The sequence below is a fragment of the Oribacterium sp. NK2B42 genome, from assembly GCF_000424445.1.
Taxonomy (GTDB): domain Bacteria; phylum Bacillota; class Clostridia; order Lachnospirales; family Lachnospiraceae; genus Oribacterium.
The window spans coordinates 24,202-44,381 of record NZ_AUJX01000011.1; the positions used below are offsets into that span (position 1 = coordinate 24,202).

General features: G+C 38.9%; 18 protein-coding genes. 1 reads left to right on the forward strand and 17 read right to left on the reverse strand.

All coding sequences use genetic code 11. The features are described from left to right. Positions 1–672: 672 nt before the first annotated feature. From G625_RS0105910 to G625_RS23310, 3 genes are all read right to left on the reverse strand, one after another. Positions 673–1,755: an acyltransferase gene (locus tag G625_RS0105910; protein WP_029200381.1), complete on the reverse strand. Its 1,083-nt coding sequence runs from the start codon at positions 1,753–1,755 to the stop codon at positions 673–675. A gap of 183 nt (positions 1,756–1,938) precedes the next feature. After that, positions 1,939–2,526, reverse strand: coding sequence for a reverse transcriptase domain-containing protein (locus G625_RS18590; RefSeq protein WP_330364995.1), 588 nt, complete (start codon positions 2,524–2,526; stop codon positions 1,939–1,941). Continuing rightward, positions 2,492–2,782, reverse strand: coding sequence for a hypothetical protein (locus tag G625_RS23310; protein WP_049895752.1), 291 nt, complete (start codon positions 2,780–2,782; stop codon positions 2,492–2,494). The genes G625_RS18590 and G625_RS23310 overlap by 35 nt, the downstream gene beginning before the upstream one ends. An 843-nt stretch (positions 2,783–3,625) precedes the next feature. Between G625_RS23310 and G625_RS18595 the strand changes: the two genes are divergently transcribed. Next, on the forward strand, positions 3,626–4,933 hold the full coding sequence (locus tag G625_RS18595) for an IS4 family transposase (protein WP_044931801.1): 1,308 nt from the start codon (positions 3,626–3,628) through the stop codon (positions 4,931–4,933). A 241-nt stretch (positions 4,934–5,174) separates the two neighbouring features. Here G625_RS18595 and G625_RS0105930 read toward each other — a convergent pair whose 3' ends face one another. The 14 genes from G625_RS0105930 to G625_RS18610 form a co-directional block, all read right to left on the reverse strand. Continuing rightward, positions 5,175–5,891: a phosphocholine cytidylyltransferase family protein gene (locus G625_RS0105930; RefSeq protein WP_029200383.1), complete on the reverse strand. Its 717-nt coding sequence runs from the start codon at positions 5,889–5,891 to the stop codon at positions 5,175–5,177. Continuing rightward, a complete protein-coding gene (locus G625_RS18600; protein WP_049895753.1) occupies positions 5,888–6,466 on the reverse strand; it encodes a DUF2284 domain-containing protein in 579 nt (192 codons plus the stop codon). The genes G625_RS0105930 and G625_RS18600 overlap by 4 nt, the downstream gene beginning before the upstream one ends. A 6-nt stretch (positions 6,467–6,472) precedes the next feature. Beyond that, on the reverse strand, positions 6,473–7,540 hold the full coding sequence (locus tag G625_RS0105940; protein ID WP_029200384.1) for a pyridoxal phosphate-dependent aminotransferase: 1,068 nt from the start codon (positions 7,538–7,540) through the stop codon (positions 6,473–6,475). Between the two features lie 16 nt (positions 7,541–7,556). After that, positions 7,557–8,894, reverse strand: a complete 1,338-nt coding sequence (locus G625_RS0105945; RefSeq protein ID WP_029200385.1) for a Gfo/Idh/MocA family oxidoreductase — start codon at positions 8,892–8,894, stop codon at positions 7,557–7,559. A gap of 14 nt (positions 8,895–8,908) precedes the next feature. Beyond that, the gene (locus G625_RS0105950; RefSeq protein WP_242826599.1) at positions 8,909–9,763 is read right to left on the reverse strand and encodes a LicD family protein; all 855 of its coding nucleotides are present in this window, start codon (positions 9,761–9,763) and stop codon (positions 8,909–8,911) included. A gap of 495 nt (positions 9,764–10,258) precedes the next feature. Further along, the gene (locus G625_RS0105955; protein ID WP_029200387.1) at positions 10,259–10,618 is read right to left on the reverse strand and encodes a LicD family protein; all 360 of its coding nucleotides are present in this window, start codon (positions 10,616–10,618) and stop codon (positions 10,259–10,261) included. Positions 10,619–10,630: 12 nt separating this feature from the next. Beyond that, positions 10,631–11,884 (reverse strand): oligosaccharide flippase family protein, encoded by a 1,254-nt coding sequence (locus tag G625_RS0105960; RefSeq protein ID WP_029200388.1) that lies wholly within the window; start codon positions 11,882–11,884, stop codon positions 10,631–10,633. Continuing rightward, on the reverse strand, positions 11,877–13,142 hold the full coding sequence (locus tag G625_RS0105965) for a hypothetical protein (RefSeq protein ID WP_029200389.1): 1,266 nt from the start codon (positions 13,140–13,142) through the stop codon (positions 11,877–11,879). The genes G625_RS0105960 and G625_RS0105965 overlap by 8 nt, the downstream gene beginning before the upstream one ends. A 42-nt stretch (positions 13,143–13,184) precedes the next feature. Continuing rightward, positions 13,185–14,366 (reverse strand): Coenzyme F420 hydrogenase/dehydrogenase, beta subunit C-terminal domain, encoded by a 1,182-nt coding sequence (locus G625_RS0105970; RefSeq protein WP_029200390.1) that lies wholly within the window; start codon positions 14,364–14,366, stop codon positions 13,185–13,187. 8 nt (positions 14,367–14,374) lie between these two features. Beyond that, positions 14,375–15,538: a polysaccharide pyruvyl transferase family protein gene (locus tag G625_RS0105975; protein WP_029200391.1), complete on the reverse strand. Its 1,164-nt coding sequence runs from the start codon at positions 15,536–15,538 to the stop codon at positions 14,375–14,377. Between the two features lie 18 nt (positions 15,539–15,556). Next, positions 15,557–16,504, reverse strand: a complete 948-nt coding sequence (locus G625_RS0105980) for a capsular polysaccharide synthesis protein (RefSeq protein ID WP_029200392.1) — start codon at positions 16,502–16,504, stop codon at positions 15,557–15,559. Position 16,505: 1 nt separating this feature from the next. Continuing rightward, on the reverse strand, positions 16,506–17,525 hold the full coding sequence (locus tag G625_RS18605) for an acyltransferase family protein (RefSeq protein ID WP_049895754.1): 1,020 nt from the start codon (positions 17,523–17,525) through the stop codon (positions 16,506–16,508). After that, complete coding sequence (gene cps2T, locus G625_RS0105990; protein WP_029200393.1) at positions 17,506–18,744, reverse strand: beta 1-4 rhamnosyltransferase Cps2T; 1,239 nt, start codon at positions 18,742–18,744, stop codon at positions 17,506–17,508. The genes G625_RS18605 and cps2T overlap by 20 nt, the downstream gene beginning before the upstream one ends. Before the next feature lie 17 nt (positions 18,745–18,761). Beyond that, on the reverse strand, positions 18,762–19,358 hold the full coding sequence (locus tag G625_RS18610) for a DUF1972 domain-containing protein (RefSeq protein ID WP_029200394.1): 597 nt from the start codon (positions 19,356–19,358) through the stop codon (positions 18,762–18,764). Positions 19,359–20,180: the final 822 nt, after the last annotated feature.

Sequence of the window (20,180 nt, forward strand, 5' to 3'; positions counted from 1 at the left end):
AGTTCTACAGCAATCGATACCAACCCCGATGCTACAACACCTGTGAGGATTGCAAATGCTATGTTGTAAGTAACTGATGTAGCCGGATTACGAATCATCAGAATAATGCAATGTATTGCAGTAGTAACTGTCAAAAAAATGCAGATTATCAACGTTGATGCCGGACGGAGAGATAGAGACAGGTAGAGAATTCTATCCTTTAATATCTTGTTTTCTTCATGTTTCAGATAATCATCTAAGTGATAAACTTGTTTCATAATACTTGTATTATCTTAGTTTCATTGCAAATCGTCTTTAATGTTTCAACCGGGCACTATACATTTATTATTCACCTCGGTATTATCAGTGCGTAAAGTGTGTAAAGTTTCGACACTTTTCACACTTTAGAAACTTTTCACACTGCAATCTGTTTAAGTGTCATTGTTTCATGAATACGCCACGGGCTCAAGGATACGTAAGTTTTACTACTTACGGCAAAACCTTGTTTGAAAGAAAATATAAAATTAATGTAATTGGAAGAAAACAAAAAATGAATATATAACTATTGAATTGCACAGCTTCTTCTAATCTATCTTTTGGTTTTGTGGATTTATAAAACCATCAATAAACAACTACTATTATATATGGAACCTATAATAGTTATTACTTTGCATATATAAGCCCCACTAATTATCAAAGTAGTTTTTTAACTACAGGAGTGTGTTTTATTATTAGTGTGATTGTTCCTCCTAATAAAATACTTATAATTATCCATATGAAAGAAACAATCATTGTCGGCATAATAGGTTCCGCATACTTTTCAATAATAGGATATATTGTCATTTTTAAGCATGGGTCAATGAGATATATTCCCATAGTTAAGGATCCAATAAAACAAACCACTCTTGAAATTCGATTGTTTTCTAATGCTTTGTAATTAATACATATGTGCTTCACTAAAATAAATATATATATAGCTAAAACATAATCGAACATCTGCACATAGCCTTGTGAATACTTGCCATATGTTCTAGCATCGACATAAGTACACACGTTCTCCAAAAAAATACATACGAGTGACACCACCCCACCCGTAACTAAATGAATATTCTTAATTCTCTTAATATCAATAGCATGATCTAAATAGTAGCCAACTATTGGAAAGAAAAAACAATTAACAAAAGCAAAAGGGACTTCCAACTTTGTTGTAAAAATTATAGGCTTACCGCCTTTATTCTCAATAACAACATTTACAAACGCCAATAAAGATGCATTGATAAAATGTAAAAATATCAACCACCACACCTCGTGGTCAGTTAGCTTTTTGCAAATTCGTTGCATAAATGGCAGAACCAACAATACTCCTAAGTAGGAATACATATACCAGTATGCATAAGCCCCCCTAATACCATTGGTAATTAGCATTCTAATATAGTTTCCTACCGAGTAATCAAAATCCCATCCATCACGTATTGCTTCAACATGATTAAGCATAAACATAAGAAATTGAAATATCACTATGTCTAAGAAAATCCGCAATGCCCGTTTTTTTAATACTAGATTAATGCTCTCTTCTTTTTCGAATAATAACGCCCCGCTTATCATAAAAAAAAGCGGAACATTTATTCGAGTAAACATTGTTAAACTCATGTACATGAACTGTTTCCAGCCATGAGAAACCTGATACAATGTATATCCAGACAAATGATTAAATATTACCAATGCACAAGCAAGACACCTTATATACTCAATATAAACTTTCTTCTTTTGCAACATATTATTATCTCTTTAACTACACTTTCTGATTCTACCGTTAATCATTTCACAAATTTTTTCTTATTCTCTGAATTCTCTTTAATGGGTCGAGTAGACAGGGGGATTGCTCCCTCTGCCCCTCACAGAATTCCGGACGTGCGGCTTTTCCGCATCCGGCTCTTTACGAAACTAATCATTCGTGTATCACTGCGCATAGATACTTACGTATATTTTCGCTTTGGCTAAAGGGTAGCAGGAGTCAAGCATATGTAAGAAACTATTCCATGAATAGCTTTTCTTCTGACTTCTTCTGTTGAGCCAATAAAATAGACTCTTAACAACCTCATACCTAAAAGATTTAATACTTCGCAAGTTGTCTGTAATCCCGTAGTAATGAAAGTAACCAACCAAGATTTCGTTCAATTTCTTCACGATGTCCTTAGTCTTGAGTAATCGCATCTCGCCAATCTTTCTATGGATTTCCTTCAGCTTCTTGCTGAATTTCTTCCTGCTGGTTTTCCTCTTAACTCTGAACTTTCCGTTCTTGCTTTTGGAACAGTAGTGTGTAAAGCCCAAGAAAGTAAAAGTTTCCGGTTTTGTTCCTCGATTACGGCAGTTGTCCTCCGCAAATTTTCCAAACTCAATCAGACGGCTTTTCTCTTCCTCGAGACATAGTCCAAAGTTTCCCATCCTACGTTTCAGTCGCTCATAAAATTTCTCAGCTTCATCCTTGTGCTGAAAACAAACTACAAAGTCATCAGCATAGACTATGATACCGCTGTATCCTCTCAACTTCGGCTGTATTCTCTCCTTGAACCACCATAGCAAAACATAATGCATATAAATCAGTGAAATCAACAAGGTTTGCATCCAGATTTCTACCGTAATCCTCTTTGGTTATCCCATCGATACCTACGGCTTTTTCTCCGTCCATCATCATGTGGAAATCCCTTAGGAAATTGACATCAATCAAATGTCCGATGGATGTAAACACCATCTTAGGATTTTGCGCAGATAATTCCGCTATTCTCGCCAATTTCGTTTCCATTTGTTTTCTCTTCTTTCTTCCATCTCTGTGTATGGAGAAGCACACCTCTGCGTGTAGCAAATGTTTCCTCTTTGATATTGTCTCGCAGGTCAGGGCTGTGAGGAACAGCCCACTCTCGACTTCCCTCCGGTATTTATGTGTTCATACCTTCATCGGTACTATTCGGACCTCGACTACCTATAGACCATTTACCGTTCTCCCTTTTTGGTCGTTCGATATTCCATCCCCTCACACTAGGAACGGAGTCTATGGGTTCTCCCCTGTTGACACTCCTTCTTTGTATTACATGAATAGCTCCTTCCGACACCGCCAAAGCATCTGCCATCTCGCCATAACGAAGGCAGATATATCGACTTCCGTACTGTCAACTACGTCGTCCTTTGGATTTATAGTCTTTCGGTGCTCAATCACTATCCCTGCAACCATGCTGTCTACGCTTCGTGTAGCACGTTACCATGCCACACACAAGACTCGCTTCCGATGCTGCGACTTACAGCTTATCGGGCGGACGTTTACAATCCGCTATATGAAGCGCCCTTAGCAGGGCGCACTGACAGGCACCAATGTTGTCAAATTATGCTCAAAACCCCTTGAAATTACTTGATTTTTTAAATTTAATATCGTAGCTATCAACCCTGAAGCTTTTGCTCTGGGGTTTTTTCTTTTCTCATAGAAATTTAATATTTCATACTTTCATAAAGCACTTGACAAATACACCAAAACCTGCGGCCGCTTTCGCTACTTATCGTATTTTAGAAGTAGCGAAATCGGCCAATCAGATAAGGCATATGTTTAGTCTCCGTTGTGAGACATCACAACTTCTTTTCTGATTGGAGGTGCTTTATGCAAAAGCTCGATATCTGTAAACTGATTGTTTCTTCGGTCACGGAGCTGATCTCCTCACCGGAAACACTTGAAGCCTACAGAGCTTCGAAGTTCTTCGTCCGGAAGCGCAAGCTTTCAATGCTAAATATGATCTACTTCCTGCTCTATAACGGCAAGAGTGCACTGCAAGGCAGCATCTCGGATGTCCGGGATATGCTTTGCAATGTGACTTCATTCCCGACAAAAGTCACCAAACAGGCCATATCCCGTGCCAGAAAAGGGATCAGCTATATGCTGTTCCTCGAACTGTTCTCCCTCTCCTCAAAAATCTTTTATGCCAATCTTAAAGAGAGGAAGCTGTGCCATAAATACCACATTTTCGCCATTGATGGTTCGAAAACGGAACTCCCAAATTCCAAAGATAACTTCGACCACTTTGGCGAAATGTTCGATCATCATAATACAGACCGTAAGTTCACTCAAGCACTTACTTCAATAGTTTATGACGTACTTGATGATTATATCATTCATGCCACGTTCTCACGTTACCTTGCTTCCGAGAGATCACAGGCTTTACTTCACATGAAAGAACTGGAGGAACTTGATATCTACAATGAATCCATCATCATATTCGACCGGGGTTATTATTCCGAGAATATGTTCCGTTACTGTGTAGAACACGGTCATATTTGTGTGATGCGGCTCAAGCAGTCCCTCTGTATTGCTAAAAACCTTAAGCCTTCTAAATCTGATGCTTACGAAGGATTCGACACTTTGCATGGTGATCCGGATGAAGGAACTGACGATATCCGTGTGCGCGTAATCGCTGTTAAGCTGGATACCGGCGAGATTGAATACCTTGCCACAAACATCTTCGACGAAGAGATCACTCCAACGATGTTCCGTGAGCTTTATTTTCTGCGTTGGACCTGCGAGAAAAAGTATTACGAGCTCAAAATCACCAGTCTGCTTGAAGAATTTTCTTCAGCTACACCTAATTCCATGATGCAGGAATTTTTCATAACACTCCTTTTGACAAATCTTTCAGCACTTGTCAAAGCCGATGCTGATAAAGAGATAAAAAATAAAAACAGACCGAAAAATAAATTCAATTATCAAGCAAACAGAACATTTATAATCGGCAGGATGAGAACACTCTTCATCAAACTTGTTGTTGGTATTTCTGAGATGTCCGACCTCGATATACTCCTCGATGATGCCACTCACTCAAAATCCCAGATTCAACCCAGAAGGAAATACAAACGTGATAAGAAAATAGGTAAACTCCGCAAACACATGAGAAATAGGAAAACAATGCCTACATAAGTTGCTCTTTTTTATACTGTTACATAAATCTAAACACACCCATGGTCTGGAACCTTACTTTATCGAAAGGTTTATTTAGTGTACCCTTTTTTCGTTCCTCTACATAAAAATCACTCTGTTTGTATAACCTCATAGATTTCAGTATACTAAGTTTATGTAATGTCAATTTGAATGAATCTTAATTTGACCTAAACTGTACCACATTGATACACGGTACCAATGTGCTCGAGGGTCACATCCTTCAGTTTGTCTTTTCTTTCATATGAATCTGCTTTGCCATAAGTAAATCATTTACAGAATCAACTTCCGTCCAATCATAGTTTGAAATATCCTTATAGTAGAGTCTGAAATCATGCTTGAAGATCAGCTGTACCAAAGCATTCTCATACCACTGATCATAAAAGCCTTCCTCAACCATGCTTTCAAGTTCAGTTCTCATCAATAATGAGCTATCATGATCCAGTTTTGTGACCCCTGCATATTCTCCAAAATATGATGTGAGATCCTTGCTCATAACAAGCACCTGATCACCGGATACTTCTACATTGTAATCTCCGTCAGTCTTGATAGAACTGTCAACAAGGACTGTAGCTCTATCAACAGGCTTACACAAAACATCTCTTATCAGCTCATCTTCCATAACGATATCACCATCAATAAGAACGATATTATCAGCATCCATATGCTCCCTTGCAAACCAAAGAGAGGCAATGGAATTTGTGGCTTCATAAAACGGATTATAAACAAACGTCACTCCCGATACTTGTTCCTCTATCGCCCTGTGCATATGCCCTGTTACAATTACAATATCTGCTTCACTATCATGCTTTTTAATTAGAGCAACCATCCTCTGAAGAAGTGTCGTATCCTCATCAAGTTTATACATTGACTTAGGATGCTTTAGCGTAAGGGGTTGCAAACGTGTTCCTTTTCCAGCTACCATAAAAATATACTTCATATGTCATACCCCCCCATTTTAGTTTCGGCGTTCTGCCACATAATAAGTCCAAGTCTCATTAGTTTCTCCTCCGTTGGAAATGTTATATCTATTCCAAACTTCTTTGCTGTTTTAACTATGTTCACTCCAGTTGCTTCCAATGGGCTGCGCGACATATACGGATTATTGCATCTGTCTTTCCCACAGCCACCCTTACAAAGTTTGCATGATCCAGCCCCAAAGGAAATAGCAGTCGACATGTTGTGGTTATAGAACCACTTTTCGAGCTGTAAAAGCGTTTTATGAAGAGTAACACTTGATTCAGTCCTGATACTCTCAAATTGAACCTTGTCCTTCACATCGAAAGTGAACCATACAAATAGTCCATCATCATACTCCCCGAACATTCTTGGATAATCAATGTCTGGAAGATTAGGAGGACATCTCCAATTCCGCCCATATTTGCCACAATAGAAGCAGTTCATCTTCACGCATTCCTCAAATACAGCCTCCTGGGGAATCATAAAACTCGCCTCAGCTGAAGGAGCTATTTCATGAAGATATGATAACAGGTTGTCTTTATCTTGTTGCTCCATACATTCTTATCCTACCTTATCGAGGTCTATCAAAGCATCAATGAAACGTTGCATGTACTCTTTTTCACCAGTTGAAACTCTCAAGCATTTTCCATATTCGCCGAGGTTATTATAAGATTTAACAAGAATCTTCTTTTTCTCATACATTAGAGAAACGATTGCATCTGCATCAAGACACTTAGGCTTTACAAAGATGAAGTTACCTTCTTGAGCACTGACAATGTAACCATTTTTCTTAAGCGTATCAATAAGATACTGTTTTCCATCAAGCTGCTTTTTGATTAGAGAATCCAAGAATCCTTCCTTCTCGAGAATCCTTTGTGCAAAAAGCATAGCTACTGCATTTGTGTTATGCGGCGTACATAGATGACTTACAGTCTTAACATCTTCTGGCTGTCCGACTACATAACCCAGACGAAGGCCTGCTAATGAAAACAACTTAGAGAATGTACGTACTATGAATACATGAGGATTCTCCAAAGCTGCCTTTATAAACGTATTGTTATAGAAATACATATATGCTTCATCGATCATCACAGTTATCTGATGCTCTTTTGCTGCAGCCAGTATTCTTTCAAACTCCTCATTTGAATAAGCATTACCAATAGGATTATTAGGATTCAGCAAAATCAGAAGCTGAGTGTTATCTGAAATAGAATCAATGATAGAATCTACTGAAATGGTCAAATCCTCATTATATTTTACTGGCTTAAAAACTCGGCCATACATTTTTGCATAAACTTCATACATCGCATAAGAAGGGGTTACTCCTACAATCTCTCCACCAACATTTGTGTAGGCTTCGATGATGTGTCTTACTCCTTCTGATGAGCCGTTCACAAGGCAGATGTTTTCTCTCTTTATTCCAAGGAAATTAGCCAAGCAAGTCTCAAATGGTTCTGTTTCCGGGTACTGCGAAACAAGTCCCGGTGTTACTTCTGAAATAACTTCATTCACGAAATCCTCCGGAAGTCCTCCCGGATTCTCATTCAGGTCCAATCGAAGAAACGCTTTTCTATTATTCTGGTAAGTAATTCTCTCCAGATTCTTAATATTTTCATCAATGTAATACATAGCTTTTATCCTCCAATTATTTTAGTTCGATATTATTTTCGACATAGAACTTCTCCATAATCTGGGCTATGGAGCATGATACGTTTTGGTCAATATAAGAGTTATTTCCGCCTCTTTGGATTGCCTTCACAAAAGCAACAATTTCATAACGAATACCCTCACCATCAAGCTGATAAAAATATCGCCTATTATTCTCAGGGTTCTCATACCGAACCTCAAAATAATCTGTTTTCCACCATGGTGCCGGAACATACACATATCCATCCGTACCAGCTACAACAAGTTCACCTTCTGCTTTCACACCTCTTCCAACCTTTACTGTGGCCGTAGCGGATTCATAAACGAAATCTATCTTTGTGAAAGCGTCCAGTTTTATTTGTTTATCAGTGAACAGGCTGATAAGTCTTATATCCTTATAGTTAGTTCCAAGAATTTGAAAGACCGGAAGAAGTGCTGTCGGTCCCCAAGCCGTGATACTGTTCCAGACCTCTCCCTTGTTTGTTTCAATGTCATACAAACTTGTACACACCGCATCTACAGATACAACTTTTCCGATCTTTCCACTTTTTATCAGAAGAAGTAAGCGATTATATGCCATAGCATACGCAGTCTTTACCGCTTCCATCAGGATGAGTTGCCTCTCCTCTGCAATAGCGAACAGTTCCTCACACTCGCTTTTAGATAATGTTATTGGAGCTTCAACGAGAACATGTTTCCCCGATGAGAGAGCCTTCTTAATCTGCTGATAATGATCCTGCGGCTGCGATATAAGATAGACGGCATCGCAGGCACTTAAGAGTTCCTCAAAATTATCAGTAATGTAGGGCACCTTCGTGGACATCGTTTCTTGGAGGGATCTATTTGTCGTACAAAGTCCAGCCACATCTGCTCCATTAACGAAAATAAATTCATCACAGTACTTATTGAGAATCCTTGATTCCGTGTTGCCTACAAGTCCGATTCTGATCTCTCGTTCCTTACTTCTTATCTCCGTGCTTGAAACACCTTGTGTTCGATCTAAGTAGACTACTTTACAATACTCATTAAGATAATCAAACTTTCCCACCCAGTCAGAGCCGACAGTAAAGATATCAATATCGTAGCGCCTTATATCGTCTATCTTCTGTCCCTCGTACTCTTCCACAATGATTTCATCAGCAAGGCCAGTGTCTCTCACTGCCTGGATGCGTTCGGTAAGCGTCTGTTGATTATTGATTTTTCCTCGTGTCTGGTCATAATCATCTGAAGTCACTCCCACAATCAGATAATCGCCCAACTCCTTAGCGCGTTCCAACAGTCTGATGTGACCATAATGGAGCATATCATATGTTCCATACGTTATTACTTTTGTCATTTGTGATGTACCGCTTATTTCCTATATGCTTTATAATAGTGATGCCCGATTCTGTCCTTTTCAGGAGGAAGCTTCATATAATCACCAAACAGATGCTTAAGTACAGCGTCATATTCTTTCGGTATCCTGAATTCATATTGTTCAAATGGAGCCATAATATAATCATCAAGCCATTCCCTTTTAAATATTTCGTTAGCTCCACCGGAAAGCCAGATCAAGTCCCCAACCCATTCACTCGTTTCATAATCATATTTTCCAGTATGCTTCTCTATTTGATTCATGAAAAAATCCTTCCCTATAGCTTTGGATAAAAGATATACAGGAAATTTTACGGCTTTCCTAAACTTTGATTTTGTAGTTTCAATAGCGAAATGCTTCCTGGTAGCCTGGAAACAGAACGATGACATTCTATCGTTGTACATTCCATATCGAAGAGCTTCTTCAAGTGTCGCCCCCATGCCATCCATTGGGTATATGTCAACAAACACACCCATTCCAACAGAGTCTTCATTTTCAAATTCTAAGATGTATCTATCATCAGACATTCTGCTGATCATGTACGGATAATCTTTACAAGTATTCCTGTTAAAAAGAGTAAGATTTGGAAGTTTGTGATTATATAGATACTCAAGAAACCTGTCATAATCTGGACGCGGCATCATAATATCAATATCATCGTCCCAAGGTATAAACCCTTTATGCCGGATTGCACCCAAAAGGGTACCGCCTAACAGGAAATACCTTATGTTCTGTTCCTCGCATAAATCTGCTATTTGTTTAAGTATTTCCAAGGAAATGTCCTTGATTTCTTGGGTTGATAGCGATTTCCTATTCATAGTATGGTCCTCTACATTAATAAGTTTTTTCATCTGCAAGCCTTTTATTTATTATCTCAAACTTCCCACATTAAAAGTGGGCTTTGTACCTTGAAAACTCTATATTCTAGACTATAAAAAATAATCTTAGGCCACTTTATAGTTGCTCGTTAGCGCATCCTGCATTCAGGTTACCTAAAGAAGAAATCCTTATAGATTTCCCCAACTTTCTCATCTGTGATGTGAAGTATATTTTTTATGGTTATTCGTCAAAAATAGAGGGTAACCATTGATTCTTTTTCGGAAGTTTAGTTGCGTGACATATGCATGTCAAGGGAGCTTTGCTCCACTTCGTGGAAACCCTTGACATACATATGCCACACAACTAAAGGGTACCTAAGGAATCAATAATTAACTCTGTTACGCATTGGCTATAACTGCATCAATATCGAGCTTGCTACAATTCAGGTATATCATAGTCTCAAAGTACTCGTTATTCCTGTGTATTAGGCAACCATAACCTACCCTGATTTGGTCCCGCAAATCTTTTTATTTATCGAGTTCTACTAGTGATGTCGTAAATTGCTCCATATATTTCTGCTCGCCAATGCTCACACGGAGACAATTACCAAATTCCCCAACATTGGGATATGTCTTTATAAGAATCTTCTTCTCCACTTTCATTCGATCCACAATGGTCTGTGCATCCGTCCTATCATAATCCCGTCTCGGCATCATAATGTCCACATCATCATCCCAGGGGATAAATCCCTTGTGGCAGACTGCTCCAATGAGAGTTTCCCAGGCAAGGAAATAACGGAGGTTAAGTTCCTCACAGAGATCTGCGACCTGTTTTAATATTTCTAATGAGACCGCCTGGATCTCTTGCATCGTTAGTTCTTTAGGCATATATCGCACCTCTCACTTTATAAGCTTTTGTTTTAATACCACAAAATCATCTTTATTAATTACAACAATGTCCCATATCTTTGTCCCTGTTTTTCTGGAAAAGAATATCAGAAAACCAATACCACACACAAAATAGGAAACAAGCGAAGCAATAGCTGCTCCATATGAGCCAAGAAGAGGAATCGTTAATGCATTTAATATGATATTTGCTAATGCAGATATTCCCAGTAAGAATAGATTAACATTTTTATCACCATTGGCCACATTAAATGAATAAATCATTTTGTAGAAGACCATTCCAATAACACCAGCGCATATGATCAAAGTAATAAAATAGGCACTATCGTATTCGCTTCCGTAAAGAACCCTTATAAGTGGCTTACCAAATATAATTACCAAAATCTCACATATCATAGTAATAAAAAAGCTAATTCTACTGACCTTTGCAACTTCCTCTGCTCCTTTTCCTCCAACAAGTTTTGAAAGCAAAATATCTTTTAGCGCGTCAGGAATCATCCAAACCTTTTGTGCCAACATGACTCCTAGGGAATAGATTCCAATTGTTGCATTGGAAACACGAAACCACTCAAGCATCAATACATCAATTTTATAATTGACCTCCATTAAAATGATGGTAATCATTGGAACAATCCCATACCGAATGTATGGCATAATACCTTTCAAAGTAGGTCTAAACCTAAATTTGCGAAAACAAATATTCTTTATACAGATTAATAGATAAATAATCTGCTTTAATGTTACGACAACTATGCACCATTTGAAATCTACCTTTGTAAAAATCATCAAGAGGGCAAGTGTTAGAAGATCACTCAGATCAAGTATCATGCTTCCGATATTGCTTAATCTAGGATTTTCAACAACAACCACATAATTCAATTGTCTGCTTGCCATCCAAATAGGTGCTATTAAAAGAGCTACAACTAGATTGATGTTTAAAGGAATCAGAATTAAGATAGGAACGAGTAAAATAAAATAACTGATCAAAAGGCCAAAAACATTATTTATGAAACTTTCATATATGTCCTTCTTATCTCGCTGCTTGAAATATGGATATGCTTGAAATGCTCCTAAACAAAGAACAATTGAAAGAATATCTGCATAGTTATTAATTATAGAGGCGGTTCCTCTCAGTTCCGCCCCTAAATACCTTGAATACAGAATAGAATATATTATGCCGGAGAGAACACTGAAGGCCTTCGCTATTACAGAAAACACATACGCATTATTTACCAGCTTTTTAATCATTGATTTTCCTCAATTCACTATCTAAAGGCAAACTATCTGAATGCTTTGAAGCTTCATTCATCAGTTCATAAATAGCAAACACAGCCATCAGCATTTCTCCTCCGGCAGTTTTTATAGAACCCGCCATAATTGCCATACCACAGAAGCAACTAAAACAAGCTATCGCTATATACTTTGCTTTGTTATCAGTATTTGAAGGGCCGAATATACTTCTTCCAAGTTTTACAAATACGTAAAAAACCAACAGCAATCCAAAAATACCAAACTGTCCAGTTATCATTCCAAGATAAGCATCATTTAAATACGTTGTTGAGCCATATCCATCATCAAATACCGTTAATGCTTTTCTCAATTGAAATCCATATGAGTAATACAGTGGTGAGTAATGAACTGCAGCCATGTTTGACCCATAGGTGGCAAATCCTGAACCAATAGGGAAATATTTAAACGCAGTGACAAATCCGTAGTAGATAAGTATAGCTCTGGGTGCGGACTTATCTAGTATATAGGAAGTAATTTGAAACTGAAGAATATATGCTAGAACACCTAATGCAATAAGATAATGCCACCATCTAATTTTTCTGTGTACAACAAATGTTAGGATGAAATATACTGCAGCAATGATCAGTCCCATTCCCTTAAAAGTCATAACAAGACATGCCAGAGCCATTATTTCATAAATCGTCCTACTTTTTCCCCCAAATATTAATATAGCCAGTGCACATCCAATAAATATTCCAAACTGTGAGGAATTTCCGAAATAGAAATAATAATTACGAAGCCCAAAACGAACAGTGGAATACATTCTTACAATTCCCAAAATATTAAGTATTCCAAATACGAAAGCAACAGTAATAAAAATCTTCGAATAAAACCCCAGTCTTTTGGTTAGCGCCTCCAAAGCTTTAGTTTTTCCTCGCAATAATGCTATTAAGCCAAAATAAACGAGAAAGATTCTCAAAAAGCTAAAAACATCATTCAGAATATAACTGATGTTAGTAACTATTCCCGCAAGAAAGTTGGATGCGATACCTAATAAACATGTCACCCCAAGCGCAACAAGCATCCTTATCTCAGTTTTATTATATTTCTTTTCTGCCAGGCCAATTAGAAATGGAATTGTCAATAAGCCGGCAACCAAATCGTCAAAGATACTACTAAACGGAAGCTTTGTCGCAAAAAATAAATATAGGAGAAGCACACAAATTATGCAGAACTCCGCACGAGTATTGAATAATAGTCTTCTCTTACTCCCCATGTAATTGATTCTCCTCATCAAACAAGAAAGCACACACCAGTTCTAGCTTTTTTTTAACGCTTTAACCATAGAAAGAATACCTAACTTTTTCATTATGACTTTAATATCTTCAACCACATAATCTTTTTTTGTTATCGGAAAGATCTTTTCTACAGTTTTTTCAATTCCATATTCTTGAAGAAGTGAATAAAACTCTTCTCTAATTTGAGGCCTCTTTACAGAATTGATTGCCATGCGCCCATCAAGACTGATTGCTCTTTCTACATTAATTTCGTATAAATTGAAAAGGTCTCTGTATTCTGATAAAGCCTTTTTCCCGCGCTCAGATTGAACTAAAATTACAGTATAACCTTTGTCATCATCCTTCAGCCCGGGAATATACTCAGATGCATGCCAGCCATCAAATATCGTAATATCACTACACCGCGACACCGTTTTGAACGGGCATTCATAGCAGATCGGTCTATCCGCTGCATTCTGAAAGAAACACTTTGACATAAGGTTTGTTCTAGCAGAACCTATCTGTGTTTTTCCACTCTCAAATCTCTCCTCCATTACAGAGACATGATATCCAAGTCTCTTGCTCCTGAAATTTGCAAATCGAAGTTTTCCATGTTTCTGCTCTATATAGTCAACATATGCTCGCCACAGTTTTGGAGACGGAACACCGTGGCATACCAGATCGACAAGCAACAGATTCCTATACTCTTTACCAAGGAAATTATTAAGTCCTGCAACCTGACACGGCGTTCCACAGAAAGCAACCTGATTCCCTGCAATTAGATCATTTTTTACCTGTGCGAATGTTGTACCTACATCGCTCTGTACATACTTAGAGCCAGGAAATCTCTCTATTTCAGTAAGATTGGATATTCTTTCATGCTGGATTTTAAAGCTTTCTCCATAAACAACGCCGTACGCTATGCCACCATTCTTCACTATTTCCCGAGCAAGTTCTGTGAACACCCCACCAGAAGTACATTTGCTAAGAAGCTTAATATCCCGAGTACGAGCAAGATAAGCTACCGGTTTTCTTTCGTTTTTGGGGTTATTAATAACAGGGCATACTTTCTCACAATTGTGGCAGTTGACACAACGTTCTCTGTCAATGTGAGGGTATTTAAATCCCTCTATATCCTCCTGCATCTGGATGCAATTAACCGGACATGCGTTCACACAGGCAGTACATCCACAGCAGTCTTCTTTTCTTTGAATCTTTATCATTTCACAATTCACTCTTTAGCATTTAGTGCATTATTCAGAAAACCCACCGTTTCCTGCCTCAGCTCAGCTAGTTTTTGATCCACAGTATCAAAATCTATCGATTGGTCAATCACGTTTTTCAGTGTGACTCCACTTCTATATCTCCGCTTTTCCAACCCCAGAAGTCCAAACAGACTATCTATTCTTGAATTTCTTGTCTGCTTGTCACTACTATTAGTCCGATCAAAGGTCATAAATTGCTTATGATTCAAGATTGAGAACACCGATCCATGGAAGGAGTCTGTACAAATATATTCAGCTCCTCTTATAAGATTCAGGAACTCAATCGGCCCTACCTCAAACAGTCTTTGATCTCCAAATGTGAGATCACGCTCAACAAACACATCCATAAAGGGGATTGTAACCACCTTTAACCCGCTTTCCTTCTTCAGCTGCTCAACTGCTTCTCTATGCTCCTCATTGCTACCAAGGAAATAAGCAAATATATATGGCTCATCAATAATTCTTTTCTCTGGGAAAATTTCCCTCCACTCATCTCTTGTATAAAGTAGCGTTGGATCAAGCGCAACTGTTGCATCACGCCCTGTAAGCTCTTTTACAATCTCCGCTCCGCGTGTTTCACGAACAGAAATATGCTCTATCCGCTGCAAGTATTGTGTGGTCATTTTCTTTTGAGAAGCTGGTATCTCTCCTACACCGAAGCTTGTTGCAAAAGAAACTTTTTTGAGATAATCCGGGGCAAAGAGCAAGTTATAAAATTTACTCTTTATCCCTGCTGGCGTCCAAAGCTGATCACTTCCAACAACCATTGCATCATATTCTTCTGCCCCTTTTACAAGATTGGCATATCCCTTATACACCGGTGAATAAGGACCTATATATGCTCTTCTATAATCTGCAATCCACTTGTTTCGAATACTGTTTTCCTTCTGAACTTCCGGAAAACCTTTCAACTTTCTATTTTTTTCAAAGGTCTCGATTTTTCCTTTCATAAAATAAGGATTAAAAAGCCGAGTTACATTCGAAATGTAGAATAATGGGGTTCTTTTATCATACCGGATAATTTCATAATCCCAACCAATGGCTCTTATGGCCTTTTGAGTTGCAAGGATCTGAAGCATACTACCGAAATTATCACAGTCATACCGTACACATAAGCCAGCCTTTTTCATTAATCAAAGCTCCTAGAATTACTCAAACAGCACCTTATAAAATGTGCCTTTTTTATTAGTTTCTTCCTTGACGAATTTATAGGTCATTTTATGGAATGGCGTCTGATCTTTTATATCATTCCATAAATCTTCATTATAAGCGTCGAACAATCTAAGTAATAAAATATGAGGAGTAGCATTATCACGAGGAATAACTGCATTCCATTCTTCAGGATAATAATCAAGAACTATGGAAAAGAAAGCGTGAAGCAGGAAGTAATCATCCATGCTATTATTTGTCTTCCAGTATTCGTAGCATAGTTCGCGGGTGGCCATTAGAATCATATTATTGGTCTTTGCACTCATTAGCCAGCTTGAAATATAGAAGGCATCCCCATCCCTTCCCGGCTTTAGGTTCTGATAGAAGAACAGGTCAGAGTTAAAAAAGTAAGGCGGTATATTCTTCTCTTCCTCTGTGCAAAAAACTGTAGCATCAAGCCACATCCCGCCATATCTTATTAACAGCTCCAATCTCAGCAAATCCGTAAGGTGCGTATGAGTAATTATACCGGCTTTCCACTTTTCTATAATGTAATCCGGGAACTGAACATACTGCTCCATATTATCAGAGGTGATGAGAACGATTTCTCTGTCTGTCAGATTCTTCTCCACAGAGTCATAACATTTCTGAACAAGGGACGGGGCATTTTCGATTCCTTGAAACCAACAAACCCAAACTTTATTACTTGATTCATGCGGGAGACTTTGATCGTATGCTCTATCAAAAGCTTCCAACGTTCCCCTGTATTTTCTTTCTAGCTTCTGTTTTGTTTTGAGTTGTGTTGAGAGGCGCAATATTTCAAGCGCAGTCCTGCTCTTTCCAAGAAGGGCGAACTCACCTACAGCAGTGCCGAGCGCTCCGCTCTTTGCATATTGCTTTATTAGATTCATTCCGCCTTGTTTCTGGAATGTTTCTTTAAGTCCCATTTTAACTCTCCAATTTTCGCTGAGCTAAAGTCCACAGCCATTTCCATATTTCAATGAACATGATCAATCCAATGACCATTCCTACCCAGACAAGCAGAAAGCTCACCCACCCGTGTCCCGTAAGATACAAGCAATGAATCTTCTCAAAAACACGAAATATGACCATCTGTGCCAAATAAAGCTCCAGACTTATTCCGCTAAGATACTTCATAACTTTGTTGCCGAGTACCTTGCTGTCCACGCTTATTGCGTACATTAACCATGACATGAATAGTGCAGTATTCTTTATCATGGTAATCGCGCCGTCATCGTTCGGCAGAAAATACCAACCCACAGTAAAGATTACAGAAACACCAAACCATACCCATCTATATCGCTGCACAAAGTCCTTGATAGCTTCTCTGTTGAGGTATACAATACCGCCTCCTATTATCCATGGGGCGCAGTATAGGAAGTTATGACGAGCTGCAAATCCCTCTATAACAAACTTGTCCGTAAAATAATAGATAGAGCAGAAAAGGCTGATGATTATGGATGATATAAATGTTAGCCCTCCTCTTCGCTTCGTCCAGCATAGATATACAATGAACGGAAACAGCATATAGAAGAGAAAGATGACACCAAGTGTCCAACTTACCCCAATAACTTCGGGCTGATTGTTTGGAAGCAAACCGAAAACCAAGGTAGCTTCTGTTATTCCTTCAATCACATGCGACAAACTTCTGTCCATCACAATATCAATCACAATCAGCGTGATAAAAAATGGGAGGAGTTTCTTATATCGTTTCCCATAAAAGCTGTTGAGGTCAATGTTGCCATTCTTAAAGCGCTCATAATAGCCACAGAACATACCGAAACCGCTGATCATCAGAAACAAAGGAACAAAATGTGTCCATGATGCAACAATTGGGTTACCTACTGTTCCAAGGTTGTAATCCGCATTTGCTCTGATATGCATAGCTATGATGCACAGGCAAGAAATTGCCCGCAAGCCATCCAGATTATCGTACCGCTCCTTCATTCCAAATCCTCTTATACTCGTCTCCAATAAACGCCCAACTGTAAGCAGTACTGATTCGCTGTTTAGCTGCTGTGCCGAACTTACTTCGCCACTCAGCATCCATCTCATCTGCCCTGTCAATCAGCCCAGCCAGATCGCCATCCTTCTTGCTCCAGTACAGAGCAGCTTCTTGTCCAACTTCTTTATTGAAGCCAACGTCGAGTAGCAGGTTCAGCTCCGTACTTCCCAGTGCCTCCAAAAGGCTTGGATTCGTACCTCCGACTTCATGACCATGGAAATACCCATAGGCGTTCTCTCTGATCTTTTTCAGCAGTTCCTTGTCATACACAGTACCAACGAATTTGATGCGAGGATCAGTGCTGAAGTGCAGTGTCTCTTCCAGATACGATCTGAGCCTATCGTTAATGTTTGTGATTATCGCGAAGTCCTTCTTGCTGTGGCTCTTCATAAACTCGCGGATCATCGTCTCGTAATTATTCTCCGGGACAAAACGGCCAACCACCAGATAGTACTCATTGGTCTTCAGACCCTTCTCCTGTAACCAGTTCACAAACTTCAAATCATCATCCGGCATACTGCTCTTCTCAACATCCGCGCCATAGGCGATGTAAGTTGTATGCGGATGGTGATATTCCTCTTTGATGTACTTCTCGATATTCACGGAGTCGCAGATAACTAGATCGGCATCCTTGACCATCTTTTTTTCAGACCATTTCCAATATTTGCGGACAGGCTTGGGCCACTTAGCTCGAAGAAACTCATGTCCGTCCGGATTCAAATAGTACATACCACCGATAGCCTTAATCTGCTTTACTAATCCATCAATGAACAAGCCAATGCGGCATGTGAGAATATAGAATATTGGCTTTTCTATACCATTCTCCTTGCAGTACTGAATGCTATACTTAACCGCTGCTCGGTCATAATAAATCGCCACAGCCGGACCAATATTCGGGCAAGGGATCTTGAATACATGAGCGTTCTTATATTCGAACTCTGAAACGCTTCCATCGTCGTTCTTCTTCAGAACTCTCACGCCATCAAGCTTGCTCTCATCCATGTGTCCGTCACCATTAGCCTTGCAGGCCACATGGTACTTGATACTATCCTCGTGCTCATGCTCACCGATGAGCCTATCTACAAACGTCTCATAACCACCATACTGCCCAATGCTTTTTGAGCCGATGATAAAGATGTGGCTTGTATTCTGCTGTTCCATTTATCTAACCAACCTCCTCACGCCGCCATCAGCTCTAAATTTTTTCGGCTTATTATCTGTGCATCCCCATCAGGATTAACGTAAACCTTGGCACCTAATTTGTGTGCCTTAGATACTAAACTCCCGAAAAAAGGGCCTATCCTACATGCCAAAACATAGATGATTGCATTTTTAATTCTATGCGTAGAAATATAATACAGGCACCACCTAAAAGCCTTAACATCATACGCAATGGCCTGAGCTGAACCAATCTGAGGAACACGTAACTTAACTACATTTGCATTATGATATTTGAAGGAGCGTACACTGCCATCTTTATTCTTCTTCACATCAGAAATCGAGGACAATTTCGTCTCATCCATTGCGCCGTCGCCATTTGCTTTTGTGGTAATATAGTATTGAATTGTATAATTAGATGCATGTACCTCCGTCAACTTGTCAAGGAATGTCTCAAAGCCTCCGTACTGGCCAAGATTCTTTGCGCCGCGGCAGAAAATCAAGTGTACACTTTCGGTCTTATTCTCTATTCCATCGTTAGATTCTTTTCTATTGAATCCTTCATAAGACACATTCAAGTTGACATCATTTTGAACAGCCGTATAATTCTTCACCATCATAACCTCGCAAATCTGATTGTCGAATTGGTTGGATTGGAGAGCCAGATTTCCGTATGGTTATATTTAAAAAGTAACATTCAACAAACTATATTTTCTCAAGACAACCATTTGCTCTTTTTTTGATTCAGAGTTTATGGTTGACGCTATTCCTATCTGGTCAATAAATTCTTTTAAAACGTCAAATAGCCCTAAATGAGATCTGGATCTCACAAGGGCATTTGACTTTCCTCCTGTTAAATTCCCCGTCTTCTTTTTGTTTGGGTCAAAATAGAACTTTCAAGAAACCTGTTCCACTTTACGAGACTTCCGATGTCCATCGGACGCTTCTCTCGACCCAAAAAGGGAATTTATGGAGAAATGTCAAATCCTTGATCATCACCCATCCCGCTTGTTTACTGGATTCTTCGGGGTTGACCCTATTATCTCTCTATCTCCGGCCATAATTACTGTTTTCATGCAATATTCTTATCCTCTATGTATTAATCAATTGTAATCATCGTGGCGTCAGCCACGCATCTCACGGTTGCTCATCACCCCATAGTTTCTGGATATCTTATCAAGAACCATGTGGTTATCCTCATCCAGATTGCTTACCAAACATTTCAATCATGCCCCGTAATCAAGCACATGTTTTACAGATTCAACATACTCAAATAGTTTTTCTGCAGCATTAGTCGGACCATGACTCGTATCAAACCCTTCATCTTCAATGTCTTCCCATGTAATTCCACCACTTGGTCCTCGAAAAATCCTATTATATTCACACCAATCCATCGAAGAACTTAAAGAAACATCTATGTCAGTTAGCGAAATTCGGAA